A 15,960-nucleotide genomic window follows, 5' to 3' on the forward strand; every position below is an offset into this window, starting at 1 on the left:
CGTTGAGCGACAGCGACAATTTCATCGACGAAGTTTCCGATGCGGTCCGCCGCGACAAGCTGTTCGGCTACATCCGCCGCTATGGCTGGATCGCCGTGTTGGTGGTCCTGCTGATCGTGGGCGGCGCGGCCTACAACGAATGGACCAAGGCCAGCACACGGGCCGCGGCCGAGGCTCAGGGTGACGCGATCCTTGCGGCGCTGGACGCCCCGGACGCCGCCGCGCGCCTGACCGCGCTGGAGGGCGTCGACGCCACCGGCGGCGCGCAGGCCATCGTCGAGATGCTGGCCGCCGCCGAGGCGATGGCCGCCGAGGATCCCGCCGCCGCCGCCGCCGACGCGCTGCGCGCGATCGAAGCGGACGCGGGCCTGTCGAACGTCTACCGCCAGATGGCCACGCTGAAGCGCGTGGTCCTGACCGCCGCCGAGACCTCGCCCGAGGACCGGATTGCCGATCTGCAACCGCTGCTGGTGCCGGGCGCGCCGTTCCGGGTGCTGGCGGAAGAGCAGGTCGCGCTGGCCGAACTTGAAGCCGGCGACCGCGATGCGGCGCTGGACCGCCTGCGGGCGCTGACCCAGGACACCGAGGCGTCCTCGGCCTTGCGTCAGCGGGCCACGCAGTTGATTATGGCCCTGGGTGGCGCGCCGGACGCGGCGTGAGCGGCCGGGCGTGAACGATATTACGGATCGCGCCGGGACGGGCGCGATACCGGACGAATTAGAACGGGCGGACAGACAGCCCGGACTGGCGAGGGAGACTCGAGCCGTGCAGATGTCGAAACCGATCCTGCTGTCGATGGCGATGGCTGGCCTGCTGGCTGCCTGCGGCAACCAAGAAACGATCCTGCCCGGCGAGCGGCTGGACATCCGCACCGGTCTGACCGTGGGCGAAGAGCCCGCGACCGCCGATGTGCCGGTCGCGCGCGCCTTCTCGCTGCCGCAGCCCGTCAACCTTGCCGCATGGACCCACCGCGCGGCGAACCCGTCGCACAACGTCAGCCATGTCGCGCTGTCGCCGCAGCCGACGCGGATCTGGTCCGCCAACATCGGCGAGGGCAACACCCGCAAGCTGCGCATCACCGCGCAGCCCATCGTGGCGGGTGGCTACGTGTTCACGCTGGATAGCAAGGCGCAACTGACCGCGACCGGCATCAACGGCGAGACCGCGTGGAGCCGCAGCCTCGAGCCCGCCGAGCATCGCGGCGGCGCGATCTCGGGCGGCGGCATCGCTTTCGACGGCGGCCGTCTGTTCGTCACCACCGGCTACGGCACCGTCTACGCCATCGACCCGGCCACCGGCGCCGAGATCTGGGCGCAGGACCTCGACGCGCCCGCGACCGCCAGCCCGACGGTGGCGGACGGTCTGGTCTATGTCATCTCGCGCGACAACGTTGCATGGGCGATCGACACGCAGTCCGGCCGCGTGCGCTGGCAACTGCCGGGCACGCCCTCGGCCTCGGGCATGGTCGGCGGGGCAGGGGCCGCGGTGACCGACAAGCTTGCGATCTTCCCCTTCGCCAGCGGCGAACTTGTCGCGGCGCTGCGGCAGGGGGGCGTGCGCCTTTGGGGCGCGACCGTGTCCGGCGGCCGCAAAGGGCTGGCCTATGCCAACGTGACCGATATCGTCGCCGACCCGGTGGTGGTGGACGGCATCCTGTACACCGGCAACCAGTCGGGCCGCGCGGTGGCGATGAACGTCGCTTCGGGCGAACGGCTCTGGACTTCGGACACCGGCGCCTATGGCCCGGTCTGGGTTGCGGGCGGATCCGTGTTCCTTGTGTCGGATCAGGCGGAACTGGTGCGGCTGGACGCGGCAACCGGGCAAGAGATCTGGAAGCGCGAACTGCCCTACTTCACGGGCCGCCGCGTGACCAAGCGCAAAACGATCTACGCCTATTACGGCCCGGTTCTGGCCGGCGGCAACCTGTGGGTCGCCTCGGACGACGGCACTCTGACCGCCTACGACCCGACCACCGGCGCGACGCGTCAGGTGCTTGACCTGCCGGGCGGCGCGGCCTCGAACATCTCGGTTGCGGGCGGCACGCTGTACGTGATCAGCGAAAACGGGCAGCTTCACGCTTTCCGTTGAGCGAATTAGGCTGTATGGGGGCGGCTTGCGGGCCGCGGGGCCGGGTCTTGTAGACCGTCCTGCCGGGCAAAACCCGCAGAAACGGATGCAAGGATAGGGCCATGTTCACCCTCGCCATCGTCGGCCGGCCCAACGTGGGAAAGTCGACGCTTTTCAATCGCCTCGTGGGCAAGCGGCTTGCGCTGGTCGACGACCAGCCGGGTGTCACGCGCGACCTGCGCGAAGGCGACGCGCGACTGGGCGACCTGAAATTCACGGTGATCGACACCGCCGGGCTTGAGAACGAGACCGACGACTCGCTGCCCGCCCGCATGCGCCGCCTGACCGAGCGCGCGGTCGAGATGGCCGACATCTGCCTGTTCCTTGTCGACGCGCGCGCGGGCATCCTGCCCGACGACCGCGTTTTCGCCGACATCCTGCGCCGCAAGAACGCCAACGTGATCCTTGCGGCCAACAAGGCCGAGGGCAACGCCGCCGACGCCGGGGTCTACGAGGCCTACGAGCTGGGCCTTGGCGAGCCCGTCCGCCTGTCCGCCGAGCATGGCGAGGGGATGGGGGACCTGCTGTCGGTGCTGATGCCGATCGCCGACGCCTTCGCCGAACGCACCGAGGCCGCCGAGGCCGAAGCGCCCGAGATCGACGTCGAGGTCGATGACGCGGACGGCACCGAAGAATTGCCCGCCTACCGCGCGCCGACGAAGGCGAAGCCGCTTCAGGTCGCCGTTGTGGGCCGCCCGAACGCCGGTAAGTCGACGCTGATCAACAAGATCCTCGGCGAGGACCGCCTGCTGACCGGCCCCGAGGCCGGGATCACCCGCGACGCGATCTCGCTGAAGATCGACTGGGACGGCACCCCCGTCCGCATCTTCGACACCGCCGGCATGCGCAAGAAGGCCAAGGTGCAGGAGAAGGTCGAGAAGCTGTCGGTCGCCGACGGCCTGCGCGCGGTCAAGTTCGCCGAGGTCGTGATCGTGCTGCTGGACGCCGCTATCCCGTTCGAACAGCAGGACCTGCGCATCGCCGACCTTGCCGAACGCGAGGGCCGGGCGGTCGTGGTCGCCGTGAACAAGTGGGACGCCGAGGACAACAAGGGCGAGAAGCTGAAAGAGCTGAAAGAGGCGTTCGAGCGCCTGCTGCCCCAGCTTCGGGGGGCGCCGCTGATCACCGTTTCGGCCCTGACCGGGCGCGGGCTGGACCGGCTGCATGCCGCCGTCCTGAAGGCGCACGAGGTCTGGAACCGCCGGGTGTCGACCGCGCGGCTGAACCGCTGGCTCGAAGGCATGATCTCGGCGCACCCGCCCCCCGCGCCGGGCGGCCGCCGCATCCGTCTGCGTTACATGACGCAGGCCAAGACCCGGCCGCCGGGGTTCGTGGTGATGTGCTCGCATCCCGACAAGCTACCCGAAAGCTATTCGCGCTACCTTGTGAACGGTCTGCGCGACGATTTCGATATGCCGGGTACGCCGATCCGTCTGTACATGCGCAGCCGGGCGGACCAGAACCCCTACAAAGATCGCAAGAAGTCGACGCCATCGCGCCTGCGCAAGCACCTCGGAAAGAAGATTCCGGGTAAATAAAACGCGTTCGGTAAGTTATTCCAGACCTTTACCGAAGTCTTCCTGTCGTAAACACTTCCCCGAACCCGCGCCCTGATGCAATTATCGCCTCAGGCGCGGGTTTCACGCGTGCGCGTATTGAATTGATGGGGGCCGGGTATTCCGGCGATGCGATGACGACTTTGAGACAGAGGACCCGCGCCTACACGACGCGGAACAACCGGATTGCGGGCGTAAGCATCGGTGTGACGGTGGCGATTTACCTCGGCGCGCTGGTGTCCGCACTGGAACTGTCGCAGGCGGGGAACTGGCTGGCGGCGGTGCCGATGATGGTCGTGATCGGCGTCACCGGCGTCCGGCTGTACATGCTGCAGCACGATTGCGGCCACGGATCCTTTTTCACGCGGCGCAAGGTGAACGACATCGCCGGGACGCTTCTGTCGCCCTTCACCCTGACGCCGTACAAGGCGATCCGCTACAATCACAACCAGCACCACGCGCATATCGGCAACCTGGACCGCCGCGACAGCACCGAGATCTACGTGATGACGGTCGAGGAATACTTGGCCGCGCCGTGGTGGCAGAAGGCCGGCTACCGGCTTTACCGCAGTTTCACCGTTCTTTTCCTGATCGGGCCGACCTTCCTGTATGTCCTGCGCTATCGCTGGCCGCGCAACGTGATGAAGTCCGGGTTGGGCAACCTGTTGATCCACAACACTCTTCTCGCGCTGCTGCTGTGGGCGATCTGGTCCGCCTACGGGACCACCGGCCTGCTGGTCTGGCTTGGGTCCGTCGTGTTGGGCGCGTCGACCGGGGTGCTGATCCCCTACGTGCAGCACAATTTCGAGGACGTGTTCTGGAGCCGCCCCGATGACATGACCTTCGATCAGGCGGCGGTCGAGGGCTCGGCGGTGCTGGACTTCGGCGCGTTCTTCGACCTGTGTACTGCGAATATTGCATATCACGACCTGCACCACCTGAATTCCAACATCCCGTGCTACAACTTGAAGCGGTGTTACCGCGAACTCGAAGGCACATTCCGCTCGCGCAAGATCGGCTTCCGCGAGGCGATTGGCTGCCTGCGCTGGAAGCTGTGGGACGAGGACGCGGGCCGAATGACGCCGTTTCCGCGGCGCGGCGCCGTGGCATCTAGACAAATTGAAGCGAATTCTACTATCTGACTCATGTGGGGCCATCGCCTGTCCGGGCGAAAGCTGAGACCGTCTCGAATGGGGTTGGACATGAGCGACGCAGCAACACCGGAACTTAGGAAACACCTTTTAAAATATACGAAAAAGAACGATTGGCTGGCCGCCGCCAGCTATTTCGGCACCTTTGCCGTTTTCTTTCCGTCCTTGTGGCTGGCGCTGTCGCTGTTCGACCGAAGCGTCTGGCTGTCCTTGCCGTTCATCGTGGTCAGCGCCTTCGCCGGGGTCCGGCTTTACGTGCTGATGCACGACTGCGGGCACCATTCGCTGTTCTCGACCAAGCGCGCGAACGATGTCGCGGGCTACGTGCTGTCGCCCTTCGCGATGACGCCGTACCGGTCGATGCAGTACAACCACAACATGCACCACGCCTATCTCGGGAACCTCGACCACCGCGAAACGACCGAGATCTACACCATGACCCTGCGCGAGTGGAACGAGGCGGGGTTCTGGAAGCGGCTGTACTACCGGCTGTACCGCAATCCCTTCGTCCTGATCCCGGTGGGGGCGATCTGGACGTATTTCTTCGCCTATCGCTGGCCGGTCAACACCACGAAGATCGGCGTGGTCAGCGTGTTGGTCCACAACGTGCTGTTCGCCGCCTGGATTTTCGCGATCTGGTCCGTGTTCGGCTGGCAGGGCTTCTGGCTGTTCCTCGGCATCTCGGCGCTGGCAGGGATGATCGGGGTGTTTCTTGTCTACCTGCAGCATAACTTCGAGGACACCTATTGGGACCGGAAGCCGGAACTCGACTTCCGCCGGGCGACGTTGCAGGGCTCGTCCTGCCTGAACCTCGGCCATTGGTGGGATATCGGGACGGGCAACATCGCCTATCACGACATCCACCACTTCATGCCGTCGATCCCATCCTACCGGCTGCGCAAATGCCACTTCGACCTGCCGCCCGAACTGGAGATGCCGCGCATCGAATGGCCGGAAGCGATCCGGTCGTTCAGGCTGAAGCTGTGGGACGAAGAGCACGAGCGGCTGGTCCCGTTCCCGAAAGAACGCTCGGCTGCGGCGGTCCCGGCAGAGTAGGGTGAGGGGGCATTGTCCCCGTCGCCCCGGAGGGGCGCAAGTGAAAGGCTGGAGGGGGCTTCGCCCCCTCTGCGGCTTTGCCGCATTCACCCCCAGGATATTTCCGGACCAAAGAAGCCTATAGGGCCGCGCGGGTCTCTCCGCGCGGCGCTTCAGTTTCGGGCGAGAAGGGACAGCGCGAGGATGCCTGCCGCGCCGAGCAGCGCGGCCATGGCCAAAAGGGTCTGGCTGCCGAAATTCGCGACCGCGATCCCCACGGCGGCCCACGCGACGGCGGCGGCGTATTCCGGCGCGCGGCCTGCGCGGGTAAGGACGGCGGCGGCGAACAGAAGCGCGAGAACCAGCACGATCCACGCCCATGCCAGCGCGCCGGGGCCGATGCCCCAGCCGGCGCCGACCAGCGCGATCGAGACCCAGGACGCCGCCGTCAGCCAGCCCGCATACAGGCCCAGCGGCACCTTCGCCCACCAGTAGTCGCGCGTGGGCGCGGCAAGGAAGGCCCAGACCGCGGTGCCCATCATCAGCCAGATCAGCACGGTCGCCACCAGAACGGATTGCAGCGCGGTCGGAATCCACGCGGCCCCCAGCACCAGCGAGATCGCCAGCGGCCAGCGGGTCGCGTCCCAGTCCTTCGCATCGGCGCGTTTCACGAGGCCAAAGACCGCGTGGACGATCAGCCAGCCGTAGATCAGAGACCAGATCGCGAAGGCATAGCCCGCGGGCTGCGCCGGGGGGTGATCCTGCGGGATGGGGAATTGCTCGGGCGCGAAGCCGCCGAAGCTTTGCGACACGACGGGGGACATCACGAAGGCGATGGCCGCCGTGACCACGATGATCGCTTTCATCCGCCCCCGGTCGTCGACCGGGGGACGGGGGGTATGTGTTTCGCTCACTCGAACTCGCCGTTTGCCGTTATCCGGGTCTTGCCCCCAAGATAGGGCGCAAGCACCGGCGGCAAGTCCACCGAGCCGTCTTGCTGCTGGCCGTTTTCGAGCACGGCGATCAGGCAGCGGCCCACCGCGACGCCCGAGCCGTTCAGCGTGTGAACGTAGTCCGGCTTGCCGCCCTCGGGGCGGAAGCGGGCGTTCATGCGCCGCGCCTGGAAGTCGCCGCAGACCGAGACCGAGCTGATTTCGCGGAAGGTGTCCTGTCCGGGCAGCCAGACCTCGATGTCGTGGGTCTTCTTCGCGCCGAAGCCCATGTCGCCGGTGCACAGAACGATGGTGCGGTAGGGCAGGCCAAGCTTTTGCAGAATCGCCTCGGCGCAGCCGGTCATCCGCTCGTGCTCGTGCAGCGAGGTGTCGGGATGGGTGATGGATACCATCTCGACCTTCTCGAACTGGTGCTGGCGCAGCATGCCCGCGGTGTCCTTGCCCGCGCTGCCCGCTTCGGAGCGGAAACAGAGCGAATGGGCGGTCAGGCGGATCGGCAGGTCTTTCTCGTCAAGGATCTGCTCGCGCACGGTGTTGGTCAGCGTGACCTCGGACGTCGGGATCAGCCACCAGCCCTCGCGGGTCTGATAGCTGTCCTCGGCGAACTTCGGCAGCTGGTTGGTGCCGTACATCGCTTCTTCGCGGACCAGCACCGGGGTGTTTGTTTCCGCCAGCCCGTGCTCGGTCACGTGGGTGTCCAGCATGAACTGCGCCAGCGCCCGGTGCAGCCGCGCCATCGCGCCGCGCAGGACCACGAAGCGCGAGCCGGAAAGCTTCGCGGCGGTCTCGAAGTCGAGGCCCTTCGCGCAGGCAAGCTCGTAGTGTTCCTTCGGCGTGAAGTCGAAACTGCGCGGGGTGCCCCAGCGGCGGATCTCAACGTTGTCGTCCTCGGAGGTGCCGTCGGGCACATCGTCGAACGGCATGTTCGGCAGGCCCAGCAGCATGTCGCGCAGGCGTTCGTCACCGGCCTTGGCCTCTTCGTCCAAAGCGGCGATTTCGTCCTTCTTGGCGGCGACCAGAGCGCGCAGGCGCTCGAACTCGGCCTCGTCGCCCTTTGCCTTGGCGGCGCCGACCTGCTTGGAGGCGGCGTTGCGGTCCGCCAGCGCGGCCTCGGCCTTGCTGATCGCGTCGCGGCGCGCGGCGTCGAGGGCGAGGATCTCGGCCGACACCGGCGACACGCCCAGCCGCCCCAGAGCGGCGTCGAAGACGTCGGGGTTTTCGCGGATGAAACGTATGTCGTGCATGGGATCGGCCCTTTGCTTGTGATGCGCGGGCGTCAAAGCATCAAACGGGGGGCCGGTCAATGTGTCTGGGCCGGCGGCGTGGGCTGATAGCCTTGCTCCGCCTGCCAGTCGCGCCAGCGGATCTCGAACTGGCCCCATGGGATCTCTTCCGCGGGCCAGTGCGCCGGGCGCTTCACATAGGGCGGCAGCCGCACCGTCGCGTCGCCATAGGCGCTGTCGATCTGGTCCTGCGAGATGCGCACCGTGCGAAGGTCAAGGTTGGTGAGCCCCGCGAAGGACAGGTCGGCCCCGTCCAGTTCGGTGGTGGCGTTGAGGAACGCGCCGTCGATTCGGGCGCCGGTCAGCCTGGCCATCGCAAGGTTGGCGCCCTCGAAATCCGACAGGGTGATGGTCGCGTCCGCCAGCGAGGTCACCTGCATCACCGCGCCGCGCAGGAACGTGTTGCTGAGCCGACCGTGGTCCAGCGCGGCAAAGCTGAGTTCGGCGTCGGTCAGCCGAGCAAAGGACAGATCGGCGCGGGTCAGATTGGCGTTCTGCATCTGCGCGCCCTCCAGCCGGGCGCCGGTCAGGTCGGCGCGCTCCAGCCGGGTCTCTTGCAGCCGCGCGCCCTCCAGCGAGGTTTCCTCGAGCAGGCTGTCCTGCATCCGCGCGGCGCTGAGGTCGACGCCTTCCAGACGCATGCCGCTGAGATCGGCGCGGCGCAGGTCGCGCCCGGCAAGGCTGCGGCGGGCCAGCGCTCGGATCTGCGCCGCGCGGTAGATCTGCCACGCCTCGGTCTGGCTGGCCTCGGCGCGCTCGAAATAGGCGGTGCAGTCGGCGATCGACCCCAGCGCGCCGAACAGCACGTCGCGGCACCACTTGCGCCGCTGAGCGGTGACGAATTCGTGCTCGGCTTCGAAATTGTCCTGCTGCCCGAACAGCGTGCGCTCGGGCAGGACGCAGGCGGGCATCGGGATGCCCTCGCTGACGCACCAGTTGCGGCGGAAGGCGACCTCGGCAGGTTCGCGCGCGGTCCAGTCGGGCGGGATGCCGACAAGATCGACGCCCGCGAGATTGGCGCGGACCAGGGGCAGGGGCGACACGTTGAGGCTGGCCCAGTTCAGGAAACCGCTGTTGTTGAGCCGGGCGTCGCTCATGCCCAGCCCGGTCAGGTAGCCGTCCAGCGTCTGCTCGGTGGCGCACCAGCCGACATAGCTGACCGCCAGCCAGATCGGCGCCCAGACCCGAAGGTTCCACCGCATCGGGCGGCGCGAGCGCCATGTCAGGCGGCGCAGGCGGGTCCAGCTTTTGAACGACACGAAGATCGAGGCGAGCATCGGCAGGCCGCACCAGAAGACGGTCAGAACCTCGTCGTGGGCGGGCATCGAGCGGACCCAGAAGAAGAACAGGATCACCGGCGTGGCAAGGAACACGAGACACAGGGCGACCACGTGCGCCGCCTTGCGCAGCGGGCGCGGGCGCAGCGCGCCGTCCAGCCGGTTGCCAAGCGCGAAATCGCTGACAAGCCAGGGGGTTATCAGATCCGACAGATGCTTGCCGCCGATCCGGGCCGGGGTCGGCGGATGGGCCAGCACCTCCCACAGTTTCAGCAGGTGGAACTGGTGATAGGCGAACAGCGCCGCGCCGAGGACCGGGGCGAGGGTGAAGAACAACCGGGTCGGGATCGAGACGCCGACGAGGGGCAGGGCGGTCTGCTGGTCGGGGTTGAAGAAATCCGCGTCCGACACCGCCAGCAGGGTGACGCCCACGAAGGCGAGGTAGGACAACAGCGCGAACCAGCTTGCCCGCGCGGTGTGGGTCAGGGTGTCGATCCGGACCGTGTCGGCGGTCGGCGGCGGGTCGGCCATGACCTGCATGGCCTGCCTGCGGGCGCGGGCCTGCGCCGCGCGGCGGTTGGCAATACGCTGTGACATAACGGCTTTGGCGTTGCAAATAAGGGGGAGTGTGCCCGAAAATGGGCCAGAAACCAAGCCGTGGGCGAGTATGGAATACCTGACGCACGTTGGGCGTGTGGGGGCCGCGCACTCATGACGTGCCCTCCGGATCGTGATCGACCGCGAGGCGGCGAAAACCGCTCTCCACGCCGCGTCAGTTCGCTAGTCAGGCACTGTCCCGCGTGAAATCCCACCCCTCCCGCCTTGTCACCCCACGCCAAATGCGTATGTAGCGCAGGGCGTACCGGCAGGGCCGTCCGGGTTGAGTCCCGAAGCCGCCGCGATTAGGGTGCGCGCCAAATCAGAGAAGGGGGCGGGAAAGCCCTCGCCACGCAAGGGAAGACCTCATGTTCGTCACGCCTGCCTTCGCGCAAGCCACCGGAGGCGGAGCCGCCGGAGCCTTCGGTTCCTTCATTCCGCTCATCCTGATCTTCGCCATCATGTACTTCCTGCTGATCCGTCCGCAGCAGAAGAAGGTGAAGGAACACCAGAAGATGGTCGAGGCGTTGCGCCGGGGCGATCAGGTCATCACGCAGGGCGGCATCGTCGGCAAGGTGACCAAGGTCAAGGAAGACGGCGAGATCGAGGTCGAGATCGCCACGGGCGTCAAGGTGCGCGTGATCAAGAGCACCGTGGCCCAGGTCATCTCGAAGACCGAACCCGCCGCCGAAGAGTGATCGACTAGCCTCGGAAGGGCGTTTCATGCTGCAGATCCCTCTGTGGAAACGGGTCGTCATCCTCGGCCTCGTGGTGTTCGGGCTTCTTTTCGCGATGCCGAACCTGTTCTATCCCCGCGTCGAGTCCCATAACGACGCGGTCGCCGAGATCGAGCGCATGGGCGCCACGCCCGAGCGCGAGGCGGCGGCGGCGGGGTGGCCCTCGTGGCTGCCCGCGACGCTGGTGAACCTCGGGCTCGACCTTCGCGGCGGGGCGCATCTGCTGGCCGAGGTTCAGGTCGAGGATGTCTATGTCGACCGGATGAACGGCTACTGGCCCGAGATCCGCGACGCCCTGCGCAGCGAGCGCGACACGGTGGGCACGATCCGCCGCGTCGACGCGCCCGCGGGCGAACTGCACATCCGCATCAGTCAGGCCGACGGCATGGCCCGCGCGCTGGAGGTCGTCCGCGGCCTTGCGCGGCCGGTGGTCAGCCTGAGCGGCGCGGGCTCTTCCGACATCGAAGTGGCGGGCGACGGCGACACGATCATCGTGCAGCTGACCGACGCCGAGAAGGAAGCCACCGACAACCGGACGATCCAGCAGTCGCTGGAGATCATCCGCCGCCGCGTCGACGAGGTCGGCACCCGCGAGCCGACGATCCAGCGGCAGGGCACCGACCGCATCCTGATCCAGGTGCCGGGCATCGGCTCGGCCGAGGAACTTAAGGCGCTGATCGGCACCACCGCGAAACTGACCTTCCAGCCCGTCGTCCGCCGCATCACCAATGGCGACGAAGAGCCGGGCGCGCGCAACGTGATCCTGCCGTCGATGGACGAAGAGGGTGTGTTCTACGTGCTCGAGGACACCGCCGTCGTCACCGGCGAAGAACTGAACGACAGCCAGCCGGCCTTCGACCAGAACGGCCAGCCCGCCGTCACCTTCCGCTTCAACCCGTCGGGTGCGCGGAAGTTCGGCCAGTACACCGCCGAGAACGTCGGCTCGCTGTTCGCCATCGTGCTGGACAACGAGGTGATCTCGGCGCCGCAGATCCGCGAGGCGATCCCCTCGGGGTCGGGCCAGATCACCGGCAACTTCACCGTCGAGGAATCGACGCAGCTTTCGGTCCTGCTGCGCGCGGGCGCGCTGCCGGCCGAGATGACCTTCCTCGAGGAACGGACCATCGGCCCGGAGCTTGGCGCGGACTCGATCGCCGCCGGCCGGATCGCCTGTATCGTGGCCTTCGTCGCGGTGCTGGTGTTCATGGGGCTGAGCTATGGCTGGTTCGGCCTTCTCGCCAACGTCGCGCTGCTGATGAACGTGGGGCTGATCTTCGGCCTGCTGTCGATGATCGGCGCCACGCTGACGCTGCCGGGCATCGCGGGCATCGTTCTGACCATCGGTATGGCGGTGGACGCCAACGTGCTGGTGTTCGAGCGGATCCGCGAGGAACTGAAGACCGCGCGGGGACCGTCGCGCGCGATCGAGCTTGGCTACGAGAAGGCCCTGTCGGCCATCCTCGACGCCAACATCACCACTTTCATCACCGCCGTGATCCTGTTCGTCATGGGGTCCGGCCCGGTGCGCGGCTTTGCCGTCACGCTGGGGCTGGGCATCGTGACCTCGGTCTTCACCGCCATCTTCGTGACGCGCCTGCTTATCGTGATCTGGTTCGAGCGCCGCCGTCCGAAAACCATCGAGGTGTAAGATGCGACTGAGACTCGTTCCGCAGGAAACCAACATCGACTTCTTCAAGGCGCGGAAGATCACCTTCGGCGCGTCGATGATCCTCATGGTCCTTTCGCTGGTCGCATGGTTCGCGATGGGGCTGAACTTCGGTATCGATTTCCGGGGCGGCACCACGCTGCGGACCGAGTCGGTGAACGCGGTCGACGTGGGCGCCTACCGCGACGCGATGCAGCCGCTGCAACTGGGCGACGTGGCGATTTCCGAGGTGTTCGATCCGACCTTCGCGGATGACGAGAACGTCGCGATGATCCGGATCCAGGCGCAGGACGAACAGGAAAGCGTCACCGCCGAGACCGTGGCGCAGGTCGAGGCCGCGTTGCAGGGGGTCGACCCCGACATCCGCTTCACCTCGGTCGAAAGCGTCGGGCCGAAGGTGTCGGGCGAGCTGATCCAGACCGCGTTCCTTGCGGTCGGGCTCTCGCTGGCGGCGATCATGATCTACATCTGGCTGCGGTTCGAATGGCAGTTCTCGCTGGGCGCCGTGGTGGCGTTGTTCCACGACGTGCTGCTGACGATCGGGATCTTCTCGGTCACGCAGATGCGGTTCGACCTTGCCACCATCGCGGCGCTGCTGACCATCGTCGGCTACTCGATCAACGACACCGTGGTCATCTTCGACCGGGTGCGGGAAAACCTGATCAAGTACAAGAAACTGCCGCTTCAGGACGTGATGAACCTGTCGGTGAACGAAACGCTGTCGCGGACCGTGATGACCTCGGGCACCACGCTGATCGCGCTGATCGCGCTTTTGGTGCTGGGCGGCGACGTGATCCGCGGCTTTGTCTTCGCGATCACCTGGGGCGTCGTGGTCGGGACCTATTCGTCGGTCTACGTGGCCAAGAACATCGTGCTGATGCTGGGCACCAAGCGCGACTGGTCGAAGCCGGACAAGACCGAGGGCAACCAGTTCGCGAATATCGACTCGTGACGGCGCCAGCCTTGACGGAAGACAAAAGCGCGCTGCCCGCAGGGGTGGCGCGTTTGTTTTGCGGCGCGTCACATTCCGACATCAAAGCGGGGCACCGCCCGGCGCTGCCGCCGGCGCGGGTTACACCGCTTGTAAGCGCGGCAATCCGGTGCTGACCGCCATCCAGACCGCCGTGGCCACCGATGGCTTCGCGTGGCTTGCCGCCGCCGCGATCCTTGCGGGGCTTGTGCGGGGGTTCACCGGCTTTGGCACCGCGATGGTCTACCTGCCCATCGCCGGGCAGATCCTGCCGCCGGTGCAGGCGCTGGTCACGCTGATCCTGATGGACTTCATCGGCCCGATGCCCGCTGTCCCCCGCGCCATCCGCGAGGGGCATACCCGCGACGTGCTGCGGCTGGTGACCGGCGTGCTTGTCGGCGCGCCCATCGGGGTGGGCATCCTGCTGCTGTTGCCGCCCGACGTGTTCCGGACCGGCGTATCGCTGATCAGCCTAGCGCTGCTGGCGGCGCTGGTCTCGGGCATCCGCTACCGGGGAACGGTCAGCCGCCCGATGATCTATGGGATCGGCGGCATCTCGGGCATCCTGCACGGCGCGGCGGGGCTGCCGGGACCGCCGGTCATCCTGCTGTACATGGCTCGCCCGCTGCCGGTGGAGGTGATCCGCGCGTCGGTGCTGTTGTTCCTGTTCCTTGCCGACATCCTGGTGATGGCGATCTTCGGGCTTCGGGGGCTGCTGGACGGCCCGTCGCTGATGCTTGGCCTTTGCCTTGTCCCGGCCTATCTTCTTGCGGTGATGCTGGGCGCGCGGCTGTTCGATCCGCGCCACGCGACCCTGTACCGCTGGGCCGCCTACACCATCATCGCGGCCTCCGCGCTGAGTGGACTGCCTTTCTGGGGCTGACCCCGAACCCGAAGCGAACCGAACCGAACCGAACGGAGACACCATGCGCCTGAACGAGATCCGCAGCTTCGACGGCCCGCCGATCGACGGCTACGGCCCCGGCTTCTTTCGCGTCGGCGGCGAGGTCTGGCAGGGTGCGGTGCTGGTGACGCCCCATGGCGCGCGCAGCTGGTCCGGGCTGGAGGACACCGCCTCGCTTCTGGAGGTGGCCGGCGATATCGACGTGCTGTTCATCGGCACCGGCGCCGAACCCGAGCATCTGCCCGCAGCCTTCCGCACAACGCTGGAAGAGGCGGGCGTGGGCGTCGAGCCGATGGCGTCGCCCCCCGCCGCGCGGACGTACAACGTGCTGCTGTCCGAGGGCCGCCGCGTCGGAGTGGCGCTGTTGCCGGTGTAAGCTTCCCCGTGCGCGCCGGATCGGCTAAGCCTGCGGCATGGTTCTGAAAACCCACGATCTCGCCTGCACGCGCGGCGGCATTCCGGTGCTGGCGGGCGTCAGCTTTGCCCTCGCGCCTGGCGAAGTGCTGCTGCTGCGCGGTCCGAACGGCATCGGCAAGACCACGCTGCTGCGCACCATCGCGGGGCTGCAGCCGCCGCTGGCGGGCTCGGTCGACTGCGCGCCGGACGCCATCGCTTACGGCGCCCATGCGGACGGGCTGAAGGCGACGCTGAGCGTGGCCGAGAACCTGAGCTTCTGGGCCGGGATCTACGGCGGCACCGGCATCGCGCCCGCGCTGGCCGCCTTCAACCTCGAGAAGCTGCGCGACCGCGCGGCGCAGAACCTGTCGGCGGGGCAGAAGCGGCGGCTGGGGCTGGCGCGGCTGCTGGTGACCGGGCGGCCGGTCTGGGCGCTGGACGAACCCACCGTGTCGCTGGACGTGGCCAGCGTGGCGCTGTTCGCCGACGCGGTGCGGGCGCATTGCGAGGCCGGCGGCGCGGCGCTGATCGCCACGCATATCGACCTTGGCTTCAAGGCGCGCGAATTGGACGTCGCGCAATTCCGCGCGTCCGAGTCTGCGGCGGGCGGGTTCGATGGCGGTTTCGACAGCGGTTTCGACGAGGCCTTCTTGTGATCCGGCTGTTCCTGCGAGACCTTACGCTGGCGATCCGGGCCGGGGGCGGCTTCGGCCTTGGCCTTGCGTTCTTCCTGATCGTGGTGGTGCTGGTGCCCTTTGGCGTCGGCCCCGAGTCGCAGACGCTTCGCACCATCGCGCCCGGCGTGCTGTGGATCGGCGCTTTGCTGGCGTGCCTGCTGTCGCTGGACCGGATTTTCCAACTGGATTTCGAGGACGGCTCGCTGGACCTGCTGGCCACCGCACCGATCCCTCTGGAGGCGGTGGCGGGAATGAAAGCGGCGGCGCACTGGATGACCACGGGCCTGCCGCTGACGCTGGCGGCCCCGGCGCTGGGGATCTTGCTGAACATGGAGCAGGGCTTTGGCTGGCTGACCCTGTCGCTGGCGGTGGGCACGCCCGCGCTGTCGATGATCGGCGCTTTCGGTGCGGCGTTGACGGTTGGGCTGAAGCGGGGCGGGTTGCTGTTGTCGCTGCTGGTGCTTCCGCTGTACGTGCCGACGCTGATCTTCGGCGCCGAGGTGGTGCGGCGCGGGGCCGAGGGGCTGGCGGTGGGCACGCCGCTGGCGCTGCTGGCGGGGATAACGCTGGGCACGCTGGCGCTGTTGCCTTTCGCGGCGGCTGCGGCGCTTCGGGTCAACCTGCGCTGAGG

General features: G+C 67.3%; 15 protein-coding genes. 12 read left to right on the forward strand and 3 right to left on the reverse strand.

Translation table 11 applies throughout. The features are described from left to right. Positions 1-2: 2 nt before the first annotated feature. The 5 genes from ACP156_RS04215 to ACP156_RS04235 all read left to right on the forward strand — a co-directional run bounded on the left by ACP156_RS04215 (position 3) and on the right by ACP156_RS04235 (position 5,890). Positions 3-659: a hypothetical protein gene (locus tag ACP156_RS04215; RefSeq protein WP_425050049.1), complete on the forward strand. Its 657-nt coding sequence runs from the start codon at positions 3-5 to the stop codon at positions 657-659. A gap of 112 nt (positions 660-771) precedes the next feature. Then, a complete protein-coding gene (locus tag ACP156_RS04220; protein WP_425050818.1) occupies positions 772-2,088 on the forward strand; it encodes a PQQ-binding-like beta-propeller repeat protein in 1,317 nt (438 codons plus the stop codon). Positions 2,089-2,189: 101 nt separating this feature from the next. Continuing rightward, entirely contained in the window at positions 2,190-3,665 is a 1,476-nt protein-coding gene (der, locus tag ACP156_RS04225) for a ribosome biogenesis GTPase Der (RefSeq protein ID WP_425050050.1), read from the forward strand. Between the two features lie 152 nt (positions 3,666-3,817). Continuing rightward, complete coding sequence (locus ACP156_RS04230) at positions 3,818-4,825, forward strand: fatty acid desaturase (protein ID WP_425050051.1); 1,008 nt, start codon at positions 3,818-3,820, stop codon at positions 4,823-4,825. Positions 4,826-4,885: 60 nt separating this feature from the next. Next, the gene (locus ACP156_RS04235; protein WP_425050052.1) at positions 4,886-5,890 is read left to right on the forward strand and encodes a fatty acid desaturase; all 1,005 of its coding nucleotides are present in this window, start codon (positions 4,886-4,888) and stop codon (positions 5,888-5,890) included. Between the two features lie 152 nt (positions 5,891-6,042). Here the strand turns inward: ACP156_RS04235 and ACP156_RS04240 are convergent, their stop codons facing one another. The 3 genes from ACP156_RS04240 to ACP156_RS04250 are packed head-to-tail and all read right to left on the reverse strand — an operon-like array spanning position 6,043 to position 9,979. Beyond that, positions 6,043-6,783: a hypothetical protein gene (locus ACP156_RS04240; protein ID WP_425050053.1), complete on the reverse strand. Its 741-nt coding sequence runs from the start codon at positions 6,781-6,783 to the stop codon at positions 6,043-6,045. Further along, complete coding sequence (serS, locus tag ACP156_RS04245) at positions 6,780-8,066, reverse strand: serine--tRNA ligase (protein ID WP_425050054.1); 1,287 nt, start codon at positions 8,064-8,066, stop codon at positions 6,780-6,782. Before serS ends, ACP156_RS04240 begins: the two co-directional genes overlap by 4 nt. A gap of 56 nt (positions 8,067-8,122) precedes the next feature. Then, positions 8,123-9,979 (reverse strand): pentapeptide repeat-containing protein, encoded by a 1,857-nt coding sequence (locus ACP156_RS04250; RefSeq protein ID WP_425050055.1) that lies wholly within the window; start codon positions 9,977-9,979, stop codon positions 8,123-8,125. A 368-nt stretch (positions 9,980-10,347) separates the two neighbouring features. Here ACP156_RS04250 and yajC point away from each other — a divergent pair, with 368 nt between their 5' ends. From yajC to ccmB, 7 genes are all read left to right on the forward strand, one after another. Further along, the gene (gene yajC / locus ACP156_RS04255; RefSeq protein ID WP_425050056.1) at positions 10,348-10,677 is read left to right on the forward strand and encodes a preprotein translocase subunit YajC; all 330 of its coding nucleotides are present in this window, start codon (positions 10,348-10,350) and stop codon (positions 10,675-10,677) included. A 25-nt stretch (positions 10,678-10,702) separates the two neighbouring features. Then, positions 10,703-12,364, forward strand: a complete 1,662-nt coding sequence (gene secD, locus ACP156_RS04260) for a protein translocase subunit SecD (protein WP_425050057.1) — start codon at positions 10,703-10,705, stop codon at positions 12,362-12,364. 1 nt (position 12,365) lies between these two features. Continuing rightward, positions 12,366-13,334 (forward strand): protein translocase subunit SecF, encoded by a 969-nt coding sequence (secF, locus tag ACP156_RS04265; RefSeq protein ID WP_425050058.1) that lies wholly within the window; start codon positions 12,366-12,368, stop codon positions 13,332-13,334. Between the two features lie 148 nt (positions 13,335-13,482). After that, positions 13,483-14,235, forward strand: a complete 753-nt coding sequence (locus ACP156_RS04270; RefSeq protein ID WP_425050059.1) for a sulfite exporter TauE/SafE family protein — start codon at positions 13,483-13,485, stop codon at positions 14,233-14,235. Positions 14,236-14,278: 43 nt separating this feature from the next. After that, entirely contained in the window at positions 14,279-14,632 is a 354-nt protein-coding gene (locus ACP156_RS04275) for an Mth938-like domain-containing protein (RefSeq protein WP_425050060.1), read from the forward strand. Positions 14,633-14,669: 37 nt separating this feature from the next. Beyond that, a complete protein-coding gene (ccmA, locus tag ACP156_RS04280; protein WP_425050061.1) occupies positions 14,670-15,308 on the forward strand; it encodes a heme ABC exporter ATP-binding protein CcmA in 639 nt (212 codons plus the stop codon). After that, positions 15,305-15,958: a heme exporter protein CcmB gene (gene ccmB, locus ACP156_RS04285; protein WP_425050062.1), complete on the forward strand. Its 654-nt coding sequence runs from the start codon at positions 15,305-15,307 to the stop codon at positions 15,956-15,958. Before ccmA ends, ccmB begins: the two co-directional genes overlap by 4 nt. The last annotated feature ends 2 nt before the right edge of the window (positions 15,959-15,960 follow it).

Origin of the sequence: Psychromarinibacter sp. S121, assembly GCF_049801035.1 — a bacterium.
GTDB lineage: Bacteria > Pseudomonadota > Alphaproteobacteria > Rhodobacterales > Rhodobacteraceae > Psychromarinibacter.

Bases quoted from the DNA above. Each gene is read 5' to 3' on its own strand.
- ACP156_RS04220 (WP_425050818.1), top strand. From the start codon at position 772: ATGTCGAAACCGATCCTGCTGTCGATGGCGATGGCTGGCCTGCTGGCT.
- der (WP_425050050.1), top strand. From the start codon at position 2,190: ATGTTCACCCTCGCCATCGTCGGCCGGCCCAACGTGGGAAAGTCGACG.
- ACP156_RS04230 (WP_425050051.1), top strand. From the start codon at position 3,818: ATGACGACTTTGAGACAGAGGACCCGCGCCTACACGACGCGGAACAAC.
- ACP156_RS04235 (WP_425050052.1), top strand. From the start codon at position 4,886: ATGAGCGACGCAGCAACACCGGAACTTAGGAAACACCTTTTAAAATAT.
- serS (WP_425050054.1), bottom strand. From the start codon at position 8,066: ATGCACGACATACGTTTCATCCGCGAAAACCCCGACGTCTTCGACGCC.
- ACP156_RS04250 (WP_425050055.1), bottom strand. From the start codon at position 9,979: ATGTCACAGCGTATTGCCAACCGCCGCGCGGCGCAGGCCCGCGCCCGC.
- yajC (WP_425050056.1), top strand. From the start codon at position 10,348: ATGTTCGTCACGCCTGCCTTCGCGCAAGCCACCGGAGGCGGAGCCGCC.
- secD (WP_425050057.1), top strand. From the start codon at position 10,703: ATGCTGCAGATCCCTCTGTGGAAACGGGTCGTCATCCTCGGCCTCGTG.
- secF (WP_425050058.1), top strand. From the start codon at position 12,366: ATGCGACTGAGACTCGTTCCGCAGGAAACCAACATCGACTTCTTCAAG.
- ACP156_RS04275 (WP_425050060.1), top strand. From the start codon at position 14,279: ATGCGCCTGAACGAGATCCGCAGCTTCGACGGCCCGCCGATCGACGGC.
- ccmA (WP_425050061.1), top strand. From the start codon at position 14,670: ATGGTTCTGAAAACCCACGATCTCGCCTGCACGCGCGGCGGCATTCCG.